The 16,834-nt window shown below is 54.7% G+C and carries 27 protein-coding genes and 1 tRNA gene; 18 read left to right on the top strand and 10 right to left on the bottom strand.

Annotation, left to right across the window (positions count from 1 at the left end):
* Positions 1-111: 111 nt before the first annotated feature.
* Together ACUTJJ_RS05535 and ACUTJJ_RS05530 are read right to left on the bottom strand one after the other, a co-directional pair.
* Positions 112-666, bottom strand: a complete 555-nt coding sequence (locus ACUTJJ_RS05535) for a dual specificity protein phosphatase family protein (protein ID WP_404494401.1) — start codon at positions 664-666, stop codon at positions 112-114.
* 138 nt (positions 667-804) lie between these two features.
* Complete coding sequence (locus ACUTJJ_RS05530) at positions 805-1,392, bottom strand: YqaA family protein (RefSeq protein ID WP_063951237.1); 588 nt, start codon at positions 1,390-1,392, stop codon at positions 805-807.
* Positions 1,393-1,908: 516 nt separating this feature from the next.
* Here ACUTJJ_RS05530 and ACUTJJ_RS05525 point away from each other — a divergent pair.
* Positions 1,909-2,553 (top strand): exopolysaccharide biosynthesis protein, encoded by a 645-nt coding sequence (locus ACUTJJ_RS05525; RefSeq protein WP_445541563.1) that lies wholly within the window; start codon positions 1,909-1,911, stop codon positions 2,551-2,553.
* A 3-nt stretch (positions 2,554-2,556) separates the two neighbouring features.
* On the opposite strand, the gene ACUTJJ_RS05520 is transcribed toward ACUTJJ_RS05525, so the two are convergent.
* Positions 2,557-2,835 carry a hypothetical protein gene (locus tag ACUTJJ_RS05520; protein ID WP_445541562.1) on the bottom strand — a complete coding sequence of 93 codons (279 nt, stop codon included), beginning with the start codon at positions 2,833-2,835 and terminating at the stop codon, positions 2,557-2,559.
* 175 nt (positions 2,836-3,010) lie between these two features.
* On the opposite strand from ACUTJJ_RS05520, the gene ACUTJJ_RS05515 reads away from it, so the two are divergent.
* From ACUTJJ_RS05515 to ACUTJJ_RS05485, 7 genes are all read left to right on the top strand, one after another.
* A tRNA-Asn gene (locus tag ACUTJJ_RS05515) sits at positions 3,011-3,085 on the top strand.
* A 161-nt stretch (positions 3,086-3,246) separates the two neighbouring features.
* A complete protein-coding gene (locus ACUTJJ_RS05510) occupies positions 3,247-4,209 on the top strand; it encodes a DUF4062 domain-containing protein (protein ID WP_445541561.1) in 963 nt (320 codons plus the stop codon).
* Positions 4,210-4,381: 172 nt separating this feature from the next.
* Complete coding sequence (locus ACUTJJ_RS05505; protein ID WP_445541560.1) at positions 4,382-4,513, top strand: hypothetical protein; 132 nt, start codon at positions 4,382-4,384, stop codon at positions 4,511-4,513.
* A 112-nt stretch (positions 4,514-4,625) separates the two neighbouring features.
* Positions 4,626-5,270, top strand: a complete 645-nt coding sequence (locus tag ACUTJJ_RS05500; RefSeq protein ID WP_445541559.1) for a hypothetical protein — start codon at positions 4,626-4,628, stop codon at positions 5,268-5,270.
* Between the two features lie 78 nt (positions 5,271-5,348).
* Positions 5,349-5,528, top strand: coding sequence for a hypothetical protein (locus tag ACUTJJ_RS05495; RefSeq protein WP_445541558.1), 180 nt, complete (start codon positions 5,349-5,351; stop codon positions 5,526-5,528).
* Positions 5,529-5,538: 10 nt separating this feature from the next.
* On the top strand, positions 5,539-5,733 hold the full coding sequence (locus ACUTJJ_RS05490) for a hypothetical protein (protein WP_445541557.1): 195 nt from the start codon (positions 5,539-5,541) through the stop codon (positions 5,731-5,733).
* Positions 5,734-6,350: 617 nt separating this feature from the next.
* Positions 6,351-6,752, top strand: coding sequence for a hypothetical protein (locus ACUTJJ_RS05485; protein ID WP_445541556.1), 402 nt, complete (start codon positions 6,351-6,353; stop codon positions 6,750-6,752).
* Positions 6,753-6,915: 163 nt separating this feature from the next.
* Here the strand turns inward: ACUTJJ_RS05485 and ACUTJJ_RS05480 are convergent, their stop codons facing one another.
* The 3 genes from ACUTJJ_RS05480 to ACUTJJ_RS05470 form a co-directional block, all read right to left on the bottom strand.
* Positions 6,916-7,185, bottom strand: a complete 270-nt coding sequence (locus ACUTJJ_RS05480) for a hypothetical protein (protein WP_445541555.1) — start codon at positions 7,183-7,185, stop codon at positions 6,916-6,918.
* Positions 7,186-7,365: 180 nt separating this feature from the next.
* Entirely contained in the window at positions 7,366-7,614 is a 249-nt protein-coding gene (locus tag ACUTJJ_RS05475) for a hypothetical protein (protein ID WP_445541554.1), read from the bottom strand.
* Positions 7,611-7,964, bottom strand: coding sequence for a hypothetical protein (locus ACUTJJ_RS05470; protein WP_445541553.1), 354 nt, complete (start codon positions 7,962-7,964; stop codon positions 7,611-7,613). Before ACUTJJ_RS05470 ends, ACUTJJ_RS05475 begins: the two co-directional genes overlap by 4 nt.
* A gap of 50 nt (positions 7,965-8,014) precedes the next feature.
* On the opposite strand from ACUTJJ_RS05470, the gene ACUTJJ_RS05465 reads away from it, so the two are divergent.
* Positions 8,015-8,353 (top strand): helix-turn-helix domain-containing protein, encoded by a 339-nt coding sequence (locus tag ACUTJJ_RS05465; protein WP_445541552.1) that lies wholly within the window; start codon positions 8,015-8,017, stop codon positions 8,351-8,353.
* 139 nt (positions 8,354-8,492) lie between these two features.
* Positions 8,493-9,536, top strand: coding sequence for a tyrosine-type recombinase/integrase (locus tag ACUTJJ_RS05460; protein ID WP_445541551.1), 1,044 nt, complete (start codon positions 8,493-8,495; stop codon positions 9,534-9,536).
* Here the strand turns inward: ACUTJJ_RS05460 and ACUTJJ_RS05455 are convergent, their stop codons facing one another.
* The gene (locus ACUTJJ_RS05455) at positions 9,537-9,824 is read right to left on the bottom strand and encodes a hypothetical protein (protein WP_445541550.1); all 288 of its coding nucleotides are present in this window, start codon (positions 9,822-9,824) and stop codon (positions 9,537-9,539) included.
* A 137-nt stretch (positions 9,825-9,961) separates the two neighbouring features.
* Here ACUTJJ_RS05455 and ACUTJJ_RS05450 point away from each other — a divergent pair, with 137 nt between their 5' ends.
* The 8 genes from ACUTJJ_RS05450 (at position 9,962) to ACUTJJ_RS05415 (ending at position 14,805) form a co-directional block, all read left to right on the top strand.
* Positions 9,962-10,162, top strand: coding sequence for a dehydrogenase (locus ACUTJJ_RS05450; protein ID WP_445541549.1), 201 nt, complete (start codon positions 9,962-9,964; stop codon positions 10,160-10,162).
* On the top strand, positions 10,152-10,628 hold the full coding sequence (locus tag ACUTJJ_RS05445) for a hypothetical protein (protein ID WP_445541548.1): 477 nt from the start codon (positions 10,152-10,154) through the stop codon (positions 10,626-10,628). The genes ACUTJJ_RS05450 and ACUTJJ_RS05445 overlap by 11 nt, the downstream gene beginning before the upstream one ends.
* A gap of 2 nt (positions 10,629-10,630) precedes the next feature.
* Positions 10,631-11,290, top strand: coding sequence for an SOS response-associated peptidase (locus ACUTJJ_RS05440; RefSeq protein ID WP_445541547.1), 660 nt, complete (start codon positions 10,631-10,633; stop codon positions 11,288-11,290).
* Positions 11,291-11,447: 157 nt separating this feature from the next.
* Complete coding sequence (locus ACUTJJ_RS05435; protein ID WP_135855965.1) at positions 11,448-11,666, top strand: hypothetical protein; 219 nt, start codon at positions 11,448-11,450, stop codon at positions 11,664-11,666.
* A gap of 44 nt (positions 11,667-11,710) precedes the next feature.
* Positions 11,711-12,013: a hypothetical protein gene (locus ACUTJJ_RS05430; protein ID WP_445541546.1), complete on the top strand. Its 303-nt coding sequence runs from the start codon at positions 11,711-11,713 to the stop codon at positions 12,011-12,013.
* A gap of 253 nt (positions 12,014-12,266) precedes the next feature.
* The gene (locus ACUTJJ_RS05425; RefSeq protein ID WP_445541545.1) at positions 12,267-12,404 is read left to right on the top strand and encodes a YHYH domain-containing protein; all 138 of its coding nucleotides are present in this window, start codon (positions 12,267-12,269) and stop codon (positions 12,402-12,404) included.
* A 119-nt stretch (positions 12,405-12,523) separates the two neighbouring features.
* Positions 12,524-13,744, top strand: a complete 1,221-nt coding sequence (locus tag ACUTJJ_RS05420) for an AAA family ATPase (protein ID WP_445541544.1) — start codon at positions 12,524-12,526, stop codon at positions 13,742-13,744.
* 398 nt (positions 13,745-14,142) lie between these two features.
* Entirely contained in the window at positions 14,143-14,805 is a 663-nt protein-coding gene (locus ACUTJJ_RS05415) for an outer membrane protein (protein WP_445541543.1), read from the top strand.
* 52 nt (positions 14,806-14,857) lie between these two features.
* On the opposite strand, the gene ACUTJJ_RS05410 is transcribed toward ACUTJJ_RS05415, so the two are convergent.
* The 3 genes from ACUTJJ_RS05410 to ACUTJJ_RS05400 all read right to left on the bottom strand — a co-directional run bounded on the left by ACUTJJ_RS05410 (position 14,858) and on the right by ACUTJJ_RS05400 (position 16,386).
* Complete coding sequence (locus tag ACUTJJ_RS05410; RefSeq protein WP_445541542.1) at positions 14,858-15,202, bottom strand: hypothetical protein; 345 nt, start codon at positions 15,200-15,202, stop codon at positions 14,858-14,860.
* Between the two features lie 117 nt (positions 15,203-15,319).
* Complete coding sequence (locus ACUTJJ_RS05405; RefSeq protein ID WP_445541541.1) at positions 15,320-15,571, bottom strand: hypothetical protein; 252 nt, start codon at positions 15,569-15,571, stop codon at positions 15,320-15,322.
* Positions 15,568-16,386 carry a glycoside hydrolase family 108 protein gene (locus ACUTJJ_RS05400; RefSeq protein WP_445541540.1) on the bottom strand — a complete coding sequence of 273 codons (819 nt, stop codon included), beginning with the start codon at positions 16,384-16,386 and terminating at the stop codon, positions 15,568-15,570. Before ACUTJJ_RS05400 ends, ACUTJJ_RS05405 begins: the two co-directional genes overlap by 4 nt.
* Between the last annotated feature and the right edge of the window lie 448 nt (positions 16,387-16,834).

Raw genomic sequence — 16,834 nt, 5'->3', positions numbered from 1 at the left:
ACGAATCCCGGTCTCGGACACGCCCGGCAAAAGTAAATTGGCCGTTGTTCGTCTGGACCTTGTAAACAATGATGGGGAATTTCGGGTAATGGGGTTTCCTGAGAAAGCACTCTAGAACTCGTTGGAGGCGATTGTCAGGTCGTCGATAAGAGGCATTTCCTCGGCATTTTCCCAGGTGCGGTCCATGGCATAGGCCGCCGAGAGATAGGGGATGCCGACATGCCCGTAACGAATGGACAGCTGGCTTTCTGCCGCCTCTTCACCCAGCCGGGCAACCCGGCTGAGGTAGAGCGCCGTGGCCAGGCCGGTTCTGTCCGCACCCGATTTGCAGTGGATAAGAATGGGTTTTGGCGCGTCGCGCATGATTGCGACGAGCTGATTGACCTGGCTCATGGTGAGCTCGCGGCTGGCCGACATGCCAAAATCAATATGGTTCAAGCCAAGCTTCTTCGAGGTTTCCAGCTCGTCGCGATACCAGCTTTCACCTTCGTTGGCGCCACGCAGATTGATCACGGTCTTTATTCCATAATCTTCGGTGTAGCGCACCAGTTGCTCGGCGGTCGGCTGATTGGAGCGGAAAAACTGACCCGGAACGACCTCGTGAAAATTGCCAAGGAGCTGGATGGCGTAGAGATAACCACCTGTCGCGAGGACAACAAAACCCATGCCCCAAAACGAGCACTTCCAAAATTTCCGCATGACTGAACGGTTTCCCTGATTGAACAAGGAACCGATACCGATGGATTCTGACAGCAGGCTGAAAGTTCTGCGACAGTATTGTTAGAGTATTGCCCGCATTACGGATCAGCGCACGAAAACGTAGACGGCATAGACAGCCAGGAGCGCGGCGGCGGCCGCCGCCGTAATGACGCCGAGACGTTTTTCGATGAAGTGGCGGACCGATTCCCCGTATCGTTGCAGCAGGCCGGCAAGGATGAAGAAGCGCGCCCCCCGGGTGACGACGGCTGACAGGATGAACAGGCCAAGGCTGATATTGGCGGCGCCGGAAAGGATGGTGACGACCTTGATCGGCGGCAGATGCGCGAGCCCCGATGTCACCAACAGGAGAATAATCGTCTCGTAATCCACCGAGCTCTTCAGATGCTCGAAACTGTCGAGCTTGCCGTAAAATTCGAGAATGGGGCGGGCGAGGCTCTCAAAGGCGTAATGCCCCAGGAACCAACCGGCAATGCCGCCCAGTACGGATGCAACTGTGGCCACCAGCGCGTAAAACATCGCCTTCCTGGGCTTCGCCAGCACCATGGGCAGAAAAAGCACATCTGCCGGGACGACGAAGACGGAGCTTTCCACGAAGGCGACGATCGCCAGCCACCAGACTGCGGTTTTGCGCGCGGCCAGCGCCATCGTCCAGGCGTAGATGTTTTTCAGCATGTCATGTCCCCGGGGAAGCGTGTTGGGATTTGATCCAGGAGGTGAAGCACGCCCTGGTGATTTGCCGGGTCTGGAGGTGCTTGCCATCGGCGATAAATATCCGACCCGAACGAGAGAATTAGAGACATCGCAGGAGAATGGCAAATGTTGGAAGATTTATTTTGCATCGCAAAAAGTCGCGGAGACGCCTCCTACGAGACGATACCAGATTTTGGTTGCTGCATTGCGAAATTTCACCCTGCGGTAGATTGGCTCGCCTTTTTGCTGTAGAATGAAACGTGGAGGAAGAGGAGGAAGTCATTATGGACTATGTCAACTTCGTTACATCGATTAATCCGTTCATTCTTGTGATTTTGCTGGTGGTTCTGCTTGCGGGCGCCTACAGCAACTGGGTTTCGCACTGAAAAGCGCCGAACCGCTCGACCAAATGTGAAAGGGCTGATTTCTATCGGTGATAGGCACCCGGCCCGATGAATGTTATCAAGCCCGGAGTTGAAACAACTTCCGGGACGCCGCATGACGAACGAATTCGCATTCTCTGACACGTCTGAAAAGCTCAGCACGACGCTGGAGAAACTGATCGGAAAACTGAAGGGTCAGACGATCACGTTGCGCGAGCTGATGGAAGCGATCGGCGAACAGGGGCTGCTGCTGATCTGCGCCATCGCGTCCCTGCCCTTTCTTATTCCGGTTTCGATTCCCGGCGTCAGCACTGTGTTTGGCGCAGCGATCATCCTTGTCAGCCTCGCAATCACACTGAACCGCCTTCCATGGCTGCCGAAAAAGATTCTCGACCGGCAGATGGAAACCGCAAAGCTTATCCCCGCCCTGCAGAAGGGCGTCAGCATCGTTTCCAAGCTCGATGGCTTCATCCGGCCGCGCCTTCCGGCGCTGACGACAGGTGCGATCGCCAACAGGATCAACGGCCTTGCGCTGATGACCGCTGGCGTCCTGCTGATGATGCCACTCGGCTTCATTCCGTTCTCCAACACCCTGCCGGGTGTTGCGATCCTGCTCTTTTCGGCCGGGAAGATTCAAAGGGATGGTGTCACGGTGCTTGGCGGTTACCTCTTCCTCGGCTTGACCACCGTTTACTTCGCAGCCCTCGCCTATGCCGCGTTCTGGGCAGGCCAGGGCCTCAGCAGCTCCATCGGCGCCTGAAGCCTACTGCTGGCCCTCCTTGCGGTTGCTGCGGCGGTTCTGGCGGTAGGCCCACCAAACCGCAAGACGCCGACGCCGCCGCCGAACTGCCGGCAGATCGTGGGACAGCACCACGAGACCAAGCGGTATCATCCAGAAGCCAAGAATGGGCAGGAAACCCAAAGTCCCGCCGACAATCAAAGCCGAACCCGTCGCGATCCTGCCGACCCGTGACCGCGGCATGGCGAGGCTCCATTTTCCTACATTGAGGCGACCCGTTTTGTGGTCGATACCGAATTTCATTCCATCCTGCCCTTTTCATCTGGCCTGTGGATAATTTTTTCTTCGTCCAGAAGCCCGGAAAATCGGGACTCTGCACAGATAAAACAAGGGCAATGCGTTTTTTTTGAAAAAACCGCTTGGCAAATCGGAAAAGCATTTGTATTACCCCGCTCACACCGCGCCAAGCAGCGCACGTTCCCTGGTAGCTCAGCGGTAGAGCATTCGACTGTTAATCGACAGGTCGCCGGTTCGAATCCGGCCCGGGGAGCCATTTCTTCTTACAAGCATATGATTTGCTTGAAGATTTTGATGCCGCTGAAAAATTCCCCACTTTTTCTCCCCACATTCGCTTTGTGTTGTTGATATCGGACATGCGCGCTTGATTTGCCATAGTGCTTCATAAATTGTCTGACCCGGGTAAAGGTTCAGGTCATGAAAAAGAAATTACAGGTTTTTGTTTCCAGCACATTCACTGATTTGCAGACAGAACGGCAGGCTGCCGTGCAGGCCATTTTGAAGGCAGGTCACATTCCGGCAGGGATGGAGCTTTTTACGGCTAGCGACAAGTCTCAATGGGAGATCATTAAGCGCTGGATCGATGAGTCCGATGTGTACATGCTCATTTTGGGCGGAAGGTACGGATCAGTCGATAAGGACACCGGCATAAGTTACACGGAGATGGAATACGATTACGCAGTAGAGAAAAGGAAGCCGCTGTTCTCTGTTGTGATCAAGGAAGACGCCCTAGAAGCCAAGGTCAAAAACTTCGGAAGCTCCGTTATCGAGCAAGACAATCCGAAAGCCCTAAAGAAATTTCGCGAGAAAGTGCTGAGCACTATGTCGGCGTTTTTCGTAGACGATCGCGACATAAAACTAGCCATCCATGAAAGCCTAGGCGAACTTGGCCATCAAACAGATTTAGTAGGATGGGTGTCTGCATCGGAGATAGTCGATGTTTCAGCGCTGCATGCCGAAATATCGAGGCTTCGATCTGAGCTTGACAGCGCTACCTCATCTAAGGGTAATTCGATTACCAGTAGGAGAACAACAACAAAATCCGACGAGCTTGATGACATAATAGAATTGCTGAGTGCAACAACAATTGAAATTCCTGATGCGATCGAGGCGTTATCAGGAACGGAAAGAAGCTTAGCAGAACTCGTTTCCCATTTTTATTCGCAGTTGGTGAACGGAGTGCCACACGGAGTAACTAATCCTACCTCGCGATTTCTGATCCAAGATGTATTTCCCAAACTAATCATTCATGGGTTGGCAGAAACCCAAAAGCCAACAGCAAACACGACTAGGCGTAGCGTCCTGACTGAACGAGGACTAAGAGTACTCGCGCAGCTCGAAAGAAATAGAATCATGGGTTCTGGGAAAAATAGCAACTAACTTTTTTTGGCGTCGACCTAACGATTCGTCGCGTCAAATATCCAGTGTGTGGTTATCACAACCGCGCAGGCGGTGGCGTTGCCAAGCGGCCGTGAGCGCGTCCGACTACAGGAAGTCACCCAAGGCCAAGAACTGGGTCGGAAGCGCTGTAGCGTACGCTGTGGGGCTGGATTTGGACGATAACGTGCAGCGCAAGCGTGCGGCCAGCCTCGTGGCTGCTTTGATGCGTGAAGGTGCGCTTGTCGAGCGCGAAGAGCGGGATCCTGTGCGGCGAGAGTTGGCGGTGTTTGTGAGGGCGGCTTGAAACCAAAGCCTCCTAAAGGAATGATGGGCCTGCGGCTTCCATAGGGCGGTCGATGTTCGCGTTGACCGCTATCTCTCGGAAGCCACGAAGAGTTTTCATACTGGAGAACTGCATGGAGCACTTTAAACTCGTTTATCAGGACTATCATCTCGACCTTCCAATCGAGGAGCCACGCATTGCATTGCGGGCTTCTAGTGGATCTTGGCCTGGTAAGGAATTGGAGGATTACGTCGTTCTAGATTTAGAAGTGAAGTCTCCGAAATTCTTCTTCGATCCGAACAATGATCCCGAGGATGACGTCGCTCAGTGGTTGAACCCGGGACTGGACACGCAGTGGCTTAAAATCCCGGTGAAGCACTTCGAGAACGGCGATTTTCGCAGCCTGCAAAAAATACGGGTAGACTTCCAGGGCGAGGGTACTCGCAATACGTTGACAGGCGAGGATTGGTGGGAAGCCCCGGGCCTCATCACCACCTACAGCGACGAGTTCTTCACTCGGGCGGTGGTTGCCATAAATTACGACGGAGATGGTAGATTTTCGGTTCAGCTTTCTGGCACGACTCAATTCGACACCGCCTTTGACATTGCATTTAGTGCTCCCCTGACCGTCAAGCTTGTCGGCTATCGCAAAACGGCGACGTCGGACGAGCTCTTGAGCTGGTTTGACCGCTTTTTAAGCAGGGAGGACTTTAACTTTACGTCCACACAACGAGGCGAAGACCTTTATCTCGACGGTGTGGTCAAGGCTGGGCGCTAATCTCGTCGGAGACGAGTTTTCGCATCCTTTTGGAGTCCCACGCGTTATTCTCGTTCAATGTGAGCGAGGAGAGATTTCATGTCCAAGAGAGAGCTAATCGACACCGGCACTGACAAGCGCTACGCACGTCGCGACGAAAAAGGCCAGTTTAAGGAAAGCGTCGACGTTGGGCGGTCACTATCTGCCGATAAGCGCCATCGGGCGAAGCACGACGCAAAGCCCGGCGAGGGTGATCGCGGCGACCACAAGAAGCACTGAGGATAGCGCTATGCAGGATGAAATCGGTATCGAGCTAGAGCAACTTGTCGATCGGTTTGTTCAGAAAGGCCACGCGGCGCCAGACATTATCGCCGCTTTCCAGGAAGAACTCTATCGGCTGACGACTTCCTATCAACAAGACCCGGACCCGGCAGATGACCCGAAGGAAATCGACGAGCCGGCAAATGATTGGCCATCTGCCTGACGGGAACCAAATCCATCCTAGCTAGTTATGTGGCCAGACAGCTTGCGCACTGACCACGGATGTACTGGCAGCAGCGGCAGGCGACAGGAAGGCTGGGGCAGCGATGCACCGGCCTTTTTTGTTGCCCACGCAAAAATCAACTCCCGATCCACAATAAGCAACTCTAGATTATTTAAGATAGAATCAGAGGGGCGGATAAATTGGGACAGGCTAATCAGAAAAAGTTATCACAGAAGCAGATGGTAGATGCGGCTCCCCGATGCGTCTACTGCAATCGGAAGCCCACGACGTTAGAGCATATGCCTCCACGGATGCTTTTCGACGGCAGGCAGCGACCATCTGGTTTAGTGTTCCCTGCTTGCTCTGAGTGCAATAACAAGACGAAAGGGGCTGACGTCGCCGCCGCTTTTCTCTCAAGAATAGATAAATCGGGCCCGGCGGATTTCTGGAATTCACAGGCTGGGAGAAATCTGCTTGCTACGTTCAGACGAGACTCGCCCCTAGCGTACAGCGAGTTTATGCAGATTCCGAAGCGTAACGTCCTGCTCAAAAATGACGCTGGAATTCTACTTAGAAGCGTTGAAATGAGGGCGAACGGGCCAAATCTGAGAAATCATATGAATGCCTTCTCAGCTAAGATTGCTATGGCTCTTTTCCACGAGCATACGGGAAAGGCGTTACCTGATGAAGGGATCGTTCAGGCAGCTTGGTATGCAAACCACGGACTATCCGACGAACATGCCAAGGCTATGCTAAAGATATTGCCCGGCCAAGGCGAATTGAAGCAAGGCCAGTTTTCAGTTTGGAATCAGTTCGCGTATCGATATAATTCGGACAACAAGACGATAACAGCTGGTCTAGTTGGTCTTCACCGCAACCTGCATATTTTCTTTTTCGCCTCAAGCACACCAGAGGCTCACGGCCTGCCAGTTAGAGGCGTGCTTGATCCGGTGACAGGTTTCGTAGCGCATCCAGGTTCGATCCCGGCCATGCTAAAGCCGGCATTTCCTGCAACCTGAGCAATCATTGCTTCAACTTAGAAGTAACGCCCGGATAGCGCATTTTTATCCGTGCACTAACTGTGCACATTCGGGCGGAGACAACCGGTGTTTGAGGTAAGCGAAAACCCGCCAGTCGGTGATTCTGGCGGGCCTTCTTGGCGCTGTGGTGGCGGTTGGAAATTTAGTTGTGGCAAATTTTGCCAGTAGTCGATCCTTCGTCTTCTTCGCCTTCCCTGCCGTCCATGGTGTAGAAGGCAGGCATGACCCACGTTTGTGTCTTGTGCGTGCGGGCCATGTCATCAGCTACATCTATCGCGTCCTCGAAGCCGCCAGCACCTTCGAACGTGGCGCACCATGTCACCGCGCCGAATGCGTCCGTCATGAAGACGTTGAAAAAGGCGCTAGCTTTGCCGCACGCGTCATCTGGAATTGGCATTTGCATGCTTTTCATTGTCGTCTCTCCTCAGGAATAAAAGACCCGCGCAGCCACGTGGGCGCGCTGGGCAAGTTGGCCAGCCCTGCGCAGGGCTGGCTCAGGGAACTAATGGGGAGCATGGCCGGGATCGAACCGGCATCATCCAATTACCGTAGTCGGGATAGAAGGCCCGAACGGATACATGCCCAAAGCTATTTAATCGGCTGGATATTTCGGCATAGCGCCAACTGTGCGAAGCACAAGTTCGGCTCTAGTAGACGGCTGCGGACGGTCGCGCCAATCGCCCTGCCCCACGTGAAAATCGCCCGCAAAGGTGCCGCACGGCGTTAGCTGCTTGTCGGCCCAGTACTCGTCGCCGTAGAGCTCAATCCGAAGGAGGCGGGCTTCTATGGCCAGCCACTCAAGGTAAGCGAAACGCGGATCATCATCCTCATTAATGCTCATGCCTTTGCCTCCTTCATTGCCGCGCTCCATTCTTTGGCACGAAACTGGCGGAGACCATTTAGGGAGGTTGCTATGGCAAGCTGCTCATTCGTGTACTCACCATGCGGGCATTCGACTAGCAAAGCGGCGTGACGCAGCTTGCCTGCGATGTCCGCCTCACAGGTCACTGGCGCCTCGATGATCGCCTTTGAGACAATCCACTCAGCCTCCGTAATATGGTCCATTGCATCATCGGGCATCTCGCCCACGCGCTCGCCGACGGTGTGCAGTTCCATGAAGAGGCGGGACATCCTGGATATAAAGGATTCTGGCATGACTTCGGCGTTCGCCGGTAACGTTGCGTTAACCATTGTTTCGGTTCCGTGTTGCTTTTGTGTCGCTGCATTTGTACTGTGTACACATGAAGCCACACGAGATTAACCGTGTCAACATGTATTTGTACAGGGTACCTAAAATGAACGCCACTCAGCTTAAAATGGCCCGCGTTGGACTCGGCTGGGGTGTGCGAGATTTAGCGGAAAAGGCCGGCGTTACGGCCAACACGGTCACGCGAATCGAGAACGGCTCGGACGCCAAGACTTCTACCGTCCATCTTCTTCAAACGGCCCTGGAAGTCGGCGAAGAGTTCGAGCCTGGCAGATGGCGTTTCGCGGAGTTCATCGAACCAGACGGCGTGCGCATCCGGGTCGGCGGCCATCCAGAAGCCGAGCGTGGATCGGTCGTACATAGAGCAGTTTAGTCGTTATCTTGACCGCCAGACAGGTCCGTCCTAACTTACCTTCGCGACCACCAATCGCGCACCACCACATGAGGAGACGATGAACGCTTTCGGCACTTGTGCCGGCGGCAGCTAGTCCCGCGATGGAAAGGTGGTTACGATGCGCGACGCAAGTTTAAAGGGCCTGGCGAAGGTCAAGAAGACGCTCGCCAGCGGCAAATCCATCTATTACTGCTACGCTTGGCGAGGGGGCCCTCTGCTCAAGAACGACAATGGCGAGCCAATTCAGCCCGGTGATCCCGTTCTCGAGGTGGCGTTCAGGCAGGCTCACGAGCGGCGCCGAGCCCCCTCACCCACCGACTTGTCGTCGCTCATAACGCTATATCGCGGCTCTTCAGATTTTCGTCGCACCACACTCGTCACCCGTCAAGAATACGATCGATACCTCGACAAGATCCGAAAGGAGTTCGGCCGTCTATCACTTGTTGAGCTACAGAACCCCGTGACGCGCGGCTCGTTTAAGGAATGGCGGGATGCGCTGGCCGACAAGCCTCGCAGCGCGGACTTCGCATGGATGGTGCTTGTCCGAGTTCTGTCGTTTGCAAAAGACCGAGGGATGATCTCGGTCAATATCGCTGAACGAGGTGGTCGATTGTACCGCTCGACGAGACGCGATCGGACATGGAGTGACGCTGACGTGGCCGCGTTTGAGGCCGTGGCGCCTCCCTACATTCGTTTAGCCATTCAGTTGGCACTATGGACCGGGCAGCGAAAGGGAGACCTCCTGCGGCTCTCCTGGCGCGATTTTGACGGCTCCCATTTGCGGTTCACTCAGTCAAAAACGAAGGCGCGCGTTTTGGTGCCTGTGGGCCCACTGGCCGACGTCCTAAGCTCCCAGCGAGGCAATGGCGCCATCCTTAGAAACAGCCGCGGCGGAGCCTGGACAAGCGACGGGTTCAATACCTCGTGGCGGAAATGCTGCGAGAAGGCTGGCATCACCGACCTTACCTTCCATGATCTACGCGGCACAGCAATCACGCGGATGGCACTGGCCGGGTGCACCGTGCCAGAGATTGCCGCTGTTACAGGCCACAGTTTGAAGGACGTCGAGACGATCCTCGATATGCACTATCTCGGAGGGCGCGCCGAGCTCGCAGCGAATGCGATGAGAAAGATGGTTTCGATAAATCGAAGTGCTCTTTGATCATAGGGCGTCACACGGGATAATTTGGTGACGCTCCTCATAAAGTACTTGATGCAGATTTCTTAGAAAATCCGCGCTAAACACGCCCTTGCGTATTGCCTCCCGCATCAATGGAAGAAGTTCCTCTTCTGGTAAATCGAGCGGCCGGACCATCATCTTTCCGTCTACCCACCAAGAAAAACGAATCTCGTCTTTTCCATGTTCTTTGACGTGGATGCGTTCGATAGTCTGCCCGATATCGTCACGAGCCGTTGCGATTTCGTCTGCATACGCCGTCTTCCTGAGCATTCCATTACTCCTCCGCCAATGATCTGGGGCCAAAGGCTAGCTTGTTCTTGACTACTTCGCAAACGGGAACATAATAGGAACATTGCTGACGAAATGCGGCCTCGCTCTGCAATGGGATGACAACGGTGGAGAGAGGCATGAACCTTAACACAAGAGAACCACAAGCTGATCCGGTCGACCACATCATTGCATGGCACGACGGCGACAGCCGGGCCGCGATTGAGACGCTTATGGAAGACATCCAGCACTTGCGGCTGCAGCTTGCGCTGGCGACTGCCGCGATGGGAACCGGTTTCACGAGGGGATGGAAGCCGGACGCTGATCGAAATGCCGGGTGAAGGAGTCTATCTGCTTTCGGACTACGGCGGCGAGCCGGTCGGTGTCATATGCGAGGAATGCGAGCTCCTGAAATTCATAAGCTCCGGCGAGCTTATGATTGAGTTTGGCGACCTATCGATGCCGACGATGCTGCGACACATCTCTCAGGAAGTGATCAAATGCGCAAAGCCGGTGGAAGGTTATTCCGGTCGCTGCATGCTTCACTACCACTCACGCTCCGGCAGCCAGATCGAGGCATTGAAACAAGCAAAGCCGCCGGCCGTTAGAGTGAAGGAAATTCGAAACTGGGAGATAGTCGTTGCCAAGTGCAACTACTGCGGCCACGTTTCAAATATCCCGCACTGGCAACTGAACCGTGCAGCCAAAACCGACACGACGGTAGACGAGATAGCCAAGCGGCTGAAATGCAAACGATGCAGCGTGAAGGGTGATGTGAAAATCACCATAGCCAAGATGCCGAGGTGAGCATGTGTAACCTATACCGCGTGAAGACCAACCAGGAATCGATCCGCGATATCGTGGGCACCATGCAGGAGCGGCTCAATCTGGAGCCGGATGTAGAGGTCTACCCCGATCGACCGGCGCCGGTGGTGCGCAATGGCGAAACCGGCCGGGAGCTCGTCGGGCTCACCTGGGGCATGCCATCGCCACAGTTCGTCACGCAGGGAAAGCCAGATACAGGCGTGACCAATATCCGCAACGTGACATCGCCGCACTGGCGCCGATGGCTTCGGCCCGAAAATCGCTGCGTGGTCCCGTGGACGACTTTCTGCGAGTGGGAGGATACAAAGCCGCGGAAAACAAAGCGCTGGTTTGCGCTGAATGAGGAAACGCCCCTCGCCTTCTTTGCTGGCATTTGGACCGACTGGCGCGGCGTGCGCGGCTCGATGAAGAACCCGCGAGAGGGCGATCACCAGCTCTTTGCCTTCCTCACGACAGATCCAAACAGCATTGTGAAGCCGATCCACCCGAAGGCGATGCCGGTCATACTGACTAGCAAAGATGAAGTGGAAACGTGGCTGACTGCGCCATGGGAGGAAGCCAAGGCGCTACAACGCCCATTGCCTGACGAAGGGCTTGTGCTGCTGCCCGTCGAGGAGCAGAAAGAGCAAGGTTCCTTGCTATGAGCGACCAGACCAACAAGGCCGGCGACGGCATCCACGAGAATCACTGGTGTGAGCATCCGGGGTGTCGTAAATGGGGTGGCTTCGGCTTTAGCCGAAACAAAGTTGAAAAGTCATCCTGGCATTGCTGGGAGCACTATCCGCACAAGGAGTCGCCCAGATGATCACTCGTATCACTCGACAGAAAGACGCAAAGCAGCGCCTGTCCATGGCCCTGCGCCAGTTGAACGACGCCGTGAGGGATCTTCACAAGAGTGGCCTCGATGTGGAAATCATGGAGCTGACGATGCTGACGTCACGCGGAGATATGAAGCAGTTCGATATCCGGACGTTTAGGGCAGAAGGCGCGCCGCCGGATTTGAAGGTGGTGGGAGATTAACTATTCTGGGTGGATCCGGAGGTGTGAAATGGGAGCAGCAAGCAATGTCACAGCCGACAGGGGAAACTGATGGGCCGAAAAGTGGCTCATCTTGGCTGAGACGTTACATCGCTGAGACATCAGGATTCTGGAAAGCAGCGGTGTGCTTTCAAATCGCCTTCCTGGTTTTGATGCTGCTTCACGCAGGCGCCTTGCTTGCAGGCTGGCACAACGTTTCAAATCGGATGTTAGGCTACTCGTCGCTGGTCTTCGTAGGATTTTTCGTATCGCTACTGTGCCACGCATATGTCAGCATCAGGGGATCGATGAAACGGGACGAAGTGAAGAAGCAGAATGAAACGCGTTGAAAAGGTTTACAATGCTTGGGTGCTTTATTGAGTCTCTCTTGGGAAGCTTGTTCGGAGGCGCCAACAACCCGAAAAATGAGACTGAGCGGAAAGTACGCCGAGTGATGGTTCCGCTTGTTATATTGTTCCTCATAGGGCTGGTGACGTTTTCAGTGGCGTAATCGGCCTTCCTAATAAAAATTCTAGTTGAGTAGACTCGACTCCAATCTCACTGCGTGTTTTTCTCGCGCCATCTGGGAATGGGGATTCTTCAATGAAAATATTCAGGTTGGCTTTGGCCGCGGCCTTGCTCGCTGCGTCCGCGTTGAATGCATATGCGCATGGTGGGGGCTTGGACAAGAACGGCTGCCATAATGATCGGAAGCGCGGCGACTATCATTGCCATAGATGACGCAGGACGAGGTGAAGAGACGGTAGCGGCGCGCGCGGCGCGCAAGAAACAAGAGCGGGGCGCGCGACGTGCAAGCGGATTTTTTCAATCATGATGCGCGGCAGGCGCGGTAGGGGAACATGCATCGGGATCAAATTTTTATTGCCGGTGGGCAGCCAACTGTAACTTACGTCGATCGTCAGGAACTACATGTCGAAAAAAGTCTGGCAAGGGCGATTGCTACACCGAACCAGATCGTTTCTCTCGCAGGTCCAACCAAGACAGGTAAGACCGTGCTATGCAAAAAAATGCTTGGTGAACGTGAATACATCTGGATCGACGGCGGCCAAGTAAAAGATGCGCAATCACTCTGGGATAAAATCGCATCGGAACTGAACATTCCAGTGGAACGGTCATCGGAGGCAGGGACCGAATACACTGTGGAAGGCGAAGTCAATGCCGTCGTCGTTACGGCCACTGGGTCTAGGCTTTCCAGCAATACTAACGGGCAAACACATAAAGTCGACGGTATGTCTGAGTCGCTTCAGGCGATGCAAAGGCGAAACATTATTCTCGTCATTGACGATTTTCATTACATCAGTTCCGATGCGCGAACGGAGATTGTTAGAAATCTGAAAGGTTCAATATTCAATGGCTTGAAGGTTCTTCTGCTATCGGTTGCCCATCGTGTTTTCGACGCTATATCGGCTGAATCGGAATTAACAGGCCGGTTTATATCCGTGACTTTACCAGAATGGAAAAATGACGAACTCGAAAAAATTGCTAGGCTAGGGTTTACCGAGTTGAAGGTCGATTGCCCTGAGGCGATCATAAATACCATCGTAGAGGAGAGCCAGTCGTCTCCCTTCTTGATGCAGAAATTCTGCTGGGAAATTTGCTTTGACAATGAGGTCGAGAAACCACCGCTAATTCGCCATCACCACATCCCAGAATCTTACGATCTAAAGGAAATGTTCACCCGCATAGCTAAAGACGCGGGCCTGCCAATTTATCAAAAGCTCGTCACCGGTCCGCAAGCGCGAAAGGAGCGGCTGAAGAGGCCACTAAAACAGGGTGGGGAAGCTGATATCTACGAGGCAACGCTTCTCGCAATTGCGGAAACGGGTCCTACACCGACAATCTCGTATGAAGATTTGAGGTCAAAACTGAGCTCACTGCTGACCGAGATGATGCCGCAAAAACATGAAATTACATCAGCGCTCAAACATTTGGCATCCATCTCATTGAAAGGCGGCTTATCGTCAGCAATTGACTGGGATGAAGATAGCCGCGAGATCAGCATCGCAGACCCATATCTTAGGTTCTATCTGCGTTGGCAGGTCCGAAACATTGTGGTTTAGTCCGACTCGAGACCCGCTCCGGCGGGTTTCTTTTTGCTTGCATCATCCGCAGCGGGATATCTTCAAGGCGACCTCACCGCGCAGGCGGACACGCCGGCAAAATCGGCTCCATCATCATATGAATGACCAGCAGATCGGCTTCGTGAGCGACGACAACGAAGGCCTGGCGGGCGTCTTCGGGTAGATCATTGGGTCATGCTAAAGGACAGCGAGACTAACCGTAAGAGCAGTACTTCTCCGGGTGTCCACCAGAAACGATACACATCCGCGTGATTTCGGCATCCATAGGAAGCAAGATCCTACCTCGAATACGCTTGGGTTGCGAGTGTTGCCCATGCGCTACAGCATGTTACGTCGAAATATTATTTATTTGAGCCTCAAATTTAGGAGTTCAGACAATGAAAAAGACACTCGCGACCCTAGCTTTTGTTCTGGCAGCATCAACTGCTATGGCTGCTGACGCGGTTTCTGAAGTACCCGCAGCGCCTGTTGCTGATGTGGCACCAGTATTCAGCTGGACTGGCTTCACCCTCGGTGTTCAGGGTGGCTACAACTGGAACAACCAGGACGTAGAGATTAGCGGCACCGCAGGTTCCTTCTCGGAAGATTTCGACGGCGGTATCCTCGGCGGCTTTGTTGGTTACAACTATGATTTCGGCAACAGCTGGGTTGTCGGTCTCGAGGCTGATTTCGACAAGAACTGGGCAGACAACACTGCATTCGGCGGCGCTCTCAACTACGGCTTCGACTGGCAGGGTTCGGTACGCGGCCGCGTTGGCTACGCCTTTGACCGCGCTCTCGTATACGGTACTGCCGGCTGGGCTTATGCTCGCGGCTATGCGGACGTAGCGGGCTTCGGTGAAGAGAAAGAAACGTTCAACGGCTACACCCTCGGCGTTGGACTTGATTATGCTTTCACGGACAACGTGTTCGCCCGCGTGGAATATCGCTACACTGACTTCGGCGATAAGACGTTCGACTTCGGCAGCCTCGGTGGCGGCACGATCAACTCTGATATCGATCAGCACGCTATCCGCGTCGGCCTCGGCGTAAAGTTCTGATAGCCGTCCATAAACACAAAAAGCCCGGCCAAAGTGCCGGGCTATTTTGTTTCTACCCTCCCCGCGTCGTGCGCGGCTTCGACTGATTTTCGACAATCCGATCGACACGCAACGTCATTTTGTCGACGGCATCCTTTACGGCCCCAATCGCGCCCATGATCTGCTCTGTCTGCTCTCGCAGGCCGGATTTGGAAACGTAGGTTTCGGCCACATGTAAACGGTGCGCAGCGAGCTCTTCCCTTGCCAGTGAGGCCAGCGCCTGGGCGGCAGCCGCTGCGCCAGCCGCCTCGGTCTTTGCGGCGCTGATCTTCGCATCGACGTACTTCCACAGGCCGAAGAAAAAGCCGAAGAGCAGAACGAAGAAGCCGCCAACAGCCATGATCTCGGCGCCGGTCATGGCTTCACCCCGCAAAGCTTCATCAGCTTCTCATTTTCAGCAAGGATTTGCCGCTTGGTTTCGCTGCTCATCTGGTCGTCGACAGATGGACGCACCGGGCGCGCGATGTCGCAGTAGCTACCGCTTGTCGCGCATCCACTTGCCAAGAGCGTCGTCAACGCCAGCGTCATCCAGATTCCTGATTTCATTTTCGACATCCCCGGCCTTCTTGATGGCCTTGGCATTTGCTGCGGCCTGTTCGTCTTTTGCCGCGGAGCGCCCTGCCCTCTGGCCATACAAAAAGACGCCCGCGATGATCGCGAGCGCCGTACCAATTGCGGCTAGATAGCCAGAAAGGCGCGACCATAGCGCGGTGAGAAAGACCATCATGCCGCCCTCACCCGCTTGACCAGATAGATGAAGCCGAGGATGCCCCCGCCGATCATCAATGCCGCGAGCGCCCACTGCACCGGGCCAGATCCGGCAAAGATTGCGCCAGCCGCAGACAAGAAGCCGCCAAGCGGTCCCCATGCCTCCGGCTTCTTGATAACCTCAATGAGGCCGGTATCACGAACGTCGGCTTTCGCCTTACCTTCCTCTGGCACCTTCACGTCCTTGACCATATTGGCGCTGAGTGTAGCCAGGCGAACAGCATTACCGACGACGCCGAGCTGATCGGCCCACTGGCCTTTCGGATCCTTGCCGGTGACACGGATCGTCCAACCACGGCCATTGACCGGGAAGCCGGTCTTTGCGTTCGTCAGGCTGCGGAGATAGGCCATGCGCTCGTCGCAGTAAGCGTGAATGAGCTTGGCAATACCGCCAGGGTACGCCTTGACGGCCGCCACGGTCTGTTCGCCAACGACGCCATCCTCGCGAATGCCAAGGACCTTCTGCAAGCGGCGGACCGCGGTTGAAGGTCCAGAGTTCACGCCAAAGTCAAACGCAGCGTAATCGAGGCCCTTCGGCAGCAGATCACCGCCACTCTGTGTCCAGTAGGACCGGCGATAGATTTCCGTGGCTTCCTCGCGCGTCATAGCCTTGACCTGTTCGGCCGTGACAGATGCAACGCCACGATGAGCCGCAAGCGTCTTGTGAGTGATGCCGAATTTGGTCGGGCCGCCCCGATCCGTTTTCGAATTCACGTAGCCACCCTCGTGACCAAACATAAGGTCGAGAGCGACGGGAAGCGTTTCCCGAGCCATGATGTTCTCCTGATTGTTGATTGACGGCGCTCCGAATGGTCGCCAATAAGAATGCGCCGCATGTCCCCTGAAACAGGCTGCGGTATTGAGGACCTGGCGCTTGGCGGAGCGACGGGCCTCTTTTAGTTTTGAAAGCTAATAGTTGCCGTTAAGACGTAAGCTTTGCGCAACCTATCTGCGCTATCTTCTATTCCAACGACACGAATGCCAAGAACAGGCATCAGAGAATGCAGCGGCGTTGCAAATTAACGCCTAAGCGTAAGCCCGCCATCCCGCCAGGTGGCGGGCTTTTTTTGCTCAAACAGCCGGCCAAGCAATCGGCGCGATCTCGGCAAGAAATTCATCGACGGTCGGCTGCTCGCGCTGCCCAGCCTGCACCTTTGCCAATTCGCCGTAAGCGTAGGACCAAACGTTGTCGCGCCACGCGACGAAGGCCTGCGCCTCGGCC

The organism is Agrobacterium sp. DKPNP3, assembly GCF_052686535.1.
Note: the sequence above shows the minus strand (reverse complement) of the source record. Positions and strands in the feature narration are given on the sequence as shown.

What these genes read in the sequence shown, in the direction of transcription:
- ACUTJJ_RS05440 (WP_445541547.1), top strand. Translation starts at nt 10,631, where the DNA reads ATGTGTAACCTATACCGCGTGAAGACCAACCAGGAATCGATCCGCGAT.
- ACUTJJ_RS05475 (WP_445541554.1), bottom strand. Translation starts at nt 7,614, where the DNA reads ATGAGCATTAATGAGGATGATGATCCGCGTTTCGCTTACCTTGAGTGG.
- ACUTJJ_RS05495 (WP_445541558.1), top strand. Translation starts at nt 5,349, where the DNA reads ATGTCCAAGAGAGAGCTAATCGACACCGGCACTGACAAGCGCTACGCA.
- ACUTJJ_RS05530 (WP_063951237.1), bottom strand. Translation starts at nt 1,392, where the DNA reads ATGCTGAAAAACATCTACGCCTGGACGATGGCGCTGGCCGCGCGCAAA.
- ACUTJJ_RS05465 (WP_445541552.1), top strand. Translation starts at nt 8,015, where the DNA reads ATGAAGCCACACGAGATTAACCGTGTCAACATGTATTTGTACAGGGTA.
- ACUTJJ_RS05415 (WP_445541543.1), top strand. Translation starts at nt 14,143, where the DNA reads ATGAAAAAGACACTCGCGACCCTAGCTTTTGTTCTGGCAGCATCAACT.
- ACUTJJ_RS05490 (WP_445541557.1), top strand. Translation starts at nt 5,539, where the DNA reads ATGCAGGATGAAATCGGTATCGAGCTAGAGCAACTTGTCGATCGGTTT.
- ACUTJJ_RS05460 (WP_445541551.1), top strand. Translation starts at nt 8,493, where the DNA reads ATGCGCGACGCAAGTTTAAAGGGCCTGGCGAAGGTCAAGAAGACGCTC.
- ACUTJJ_RS05525 (WP_445541563.1), top strand. Translation starts at nt 1,909, where the DNA reads ATGACGAACGAATTCGCATTCTCTGACACGTCTGAAAAGCTCAGCACG.
- ACUTJJ_RS05520 (WP_445541562.1), bottom strand. Translation starts at nt 2,835, where the DNA reads ATGAAATTCGGTATCGACCACAAAACGGGTCGCCTCAATGTAGGAAAA.
- ACUTJJ_RS05485 (WP_445541556.1), top strand. Translation starts at nt 6,351, where the DNA reads ATGAATGCCTTCTCAGCTAAGATTGCTATGGCTCTTTTCCACGAGCAT.
- ACUTJJ_RS05420 (WP_445541544.1), top strand. Translation starts at nt 12,524, where the DNA reads ATGCATCGGGATCAAATTTTTATTGCCGGTGGGCAGCCAACTGTAACT.
- ACUTJJ_RS05450 (WP_445541549.1), top strand. Translation starts at nt 9,962, where the DNA reads ATGAACCTTAACACAAGAGAACCACAAGCTGATCCGGTCGACCACATC.
- ACUTJJ_RS05430 (WP_445541546.1), top strand. Translation starts at nt 11,711, where the DNA reads ATGTCACAGCCGACAGGGGAAACTGATGGGCCGAAAAGTGGCTCATCT.
- ACUTJJ_RS05435 (WP_135855965.1), top strand. Translation starts at nt 11,448, where the DNA reads ATGATCACTCGTATCACTCGACAGAAAGACGCAAAGCAGCGCCTGTCC.
- ACUTJJ_RS05410 (WP_445541542.1), bottom strand. Translation starts at nt 15,202, where the DNA reads ATGACCGGCGCCGAGATCATGGCTGTTGGCGGCTTCTTCGTTCTGCTC.
- ACUTJJ_RS05510 (WP_445541561.1), top strand. Translation starts at nt 3,247, where the DNA reads ATGAAAAAGAAATTACAGGTTTTTGTTTCCAGCACATTCACTGATTTG.
- ACUTJJ_RS05500 (WP_445541559.1), top strand. Translation starts at nt 4,626, where the DNA reads ATGGAGCACTTTAAACTCGTTTATCAGGACTATCATCTCGACCTTCCA.
- ACUTJJ_RS05400 (WP_445541540.1), bottom strand. Translation starts at nt 16,386, where the DNA reads ATGGCTCGGGAAACGCTTCCCGTCGCTCTCGACCTTATGTTTGGTCAC.
- ACUTJJ_RS05445 (WP_445541548.1), top strand. Translation starts at nt 10,152, where the DNA reads ATGCCGGGTGAAGGAGTCTATCTGCTTTCGGACTACGGCGGCGAGCCG.
- ACUTJJ_RS05405 (WP_445541541.1), bottom strand. Translation starts at nt 15,571, where the DNA reads ATGATGGTCTTTCTCACCGCGCTATGGTCGCGCCTTTCTGGCTATCTA.
- ACUTJJ_RS05480 (WP_445541555.1), bottom strand. Translation starts at nt 7,185, where the DNA reads ATGAAAAGCATGCAAATGCCAATTCCAGATGACGCGTGCGGCAAAGCT.
- ACUTJJ_RS05425 (WP_445541545.1), top strand. Translation starts at nt 12,267, where the DNA reads ATGAAAATATTCAGGTTGGCTTTGGCCGCGGCCTTGCTCGCTGCGTCC.
- ACUTJJ_RS05470 (WP_445541553.1), bottom strand. Translation starts at nt 7,964, where the DNA reads ATGGTTAACGCAACGTTACCGGCGAACGCCGAAGTCATGCCAGAATCC.
- ACUTJJ_RS05455 (WP_445541550.1), bottom strand. Translation starts at nt 9,824, where the DNA reads ATGCTCAGGAAGACGGCGTATGCAGACGAAATCGCAACGGCTCGTGAC.
- ACUTJJ_RS05535 (WP_404494401.1), bottom strand. Translation starts at nt 666, where the DNA reads ATGGGTTTTGTTGTCCTCGCGACAGGTGGTTATCTCTACGCCATCCAG.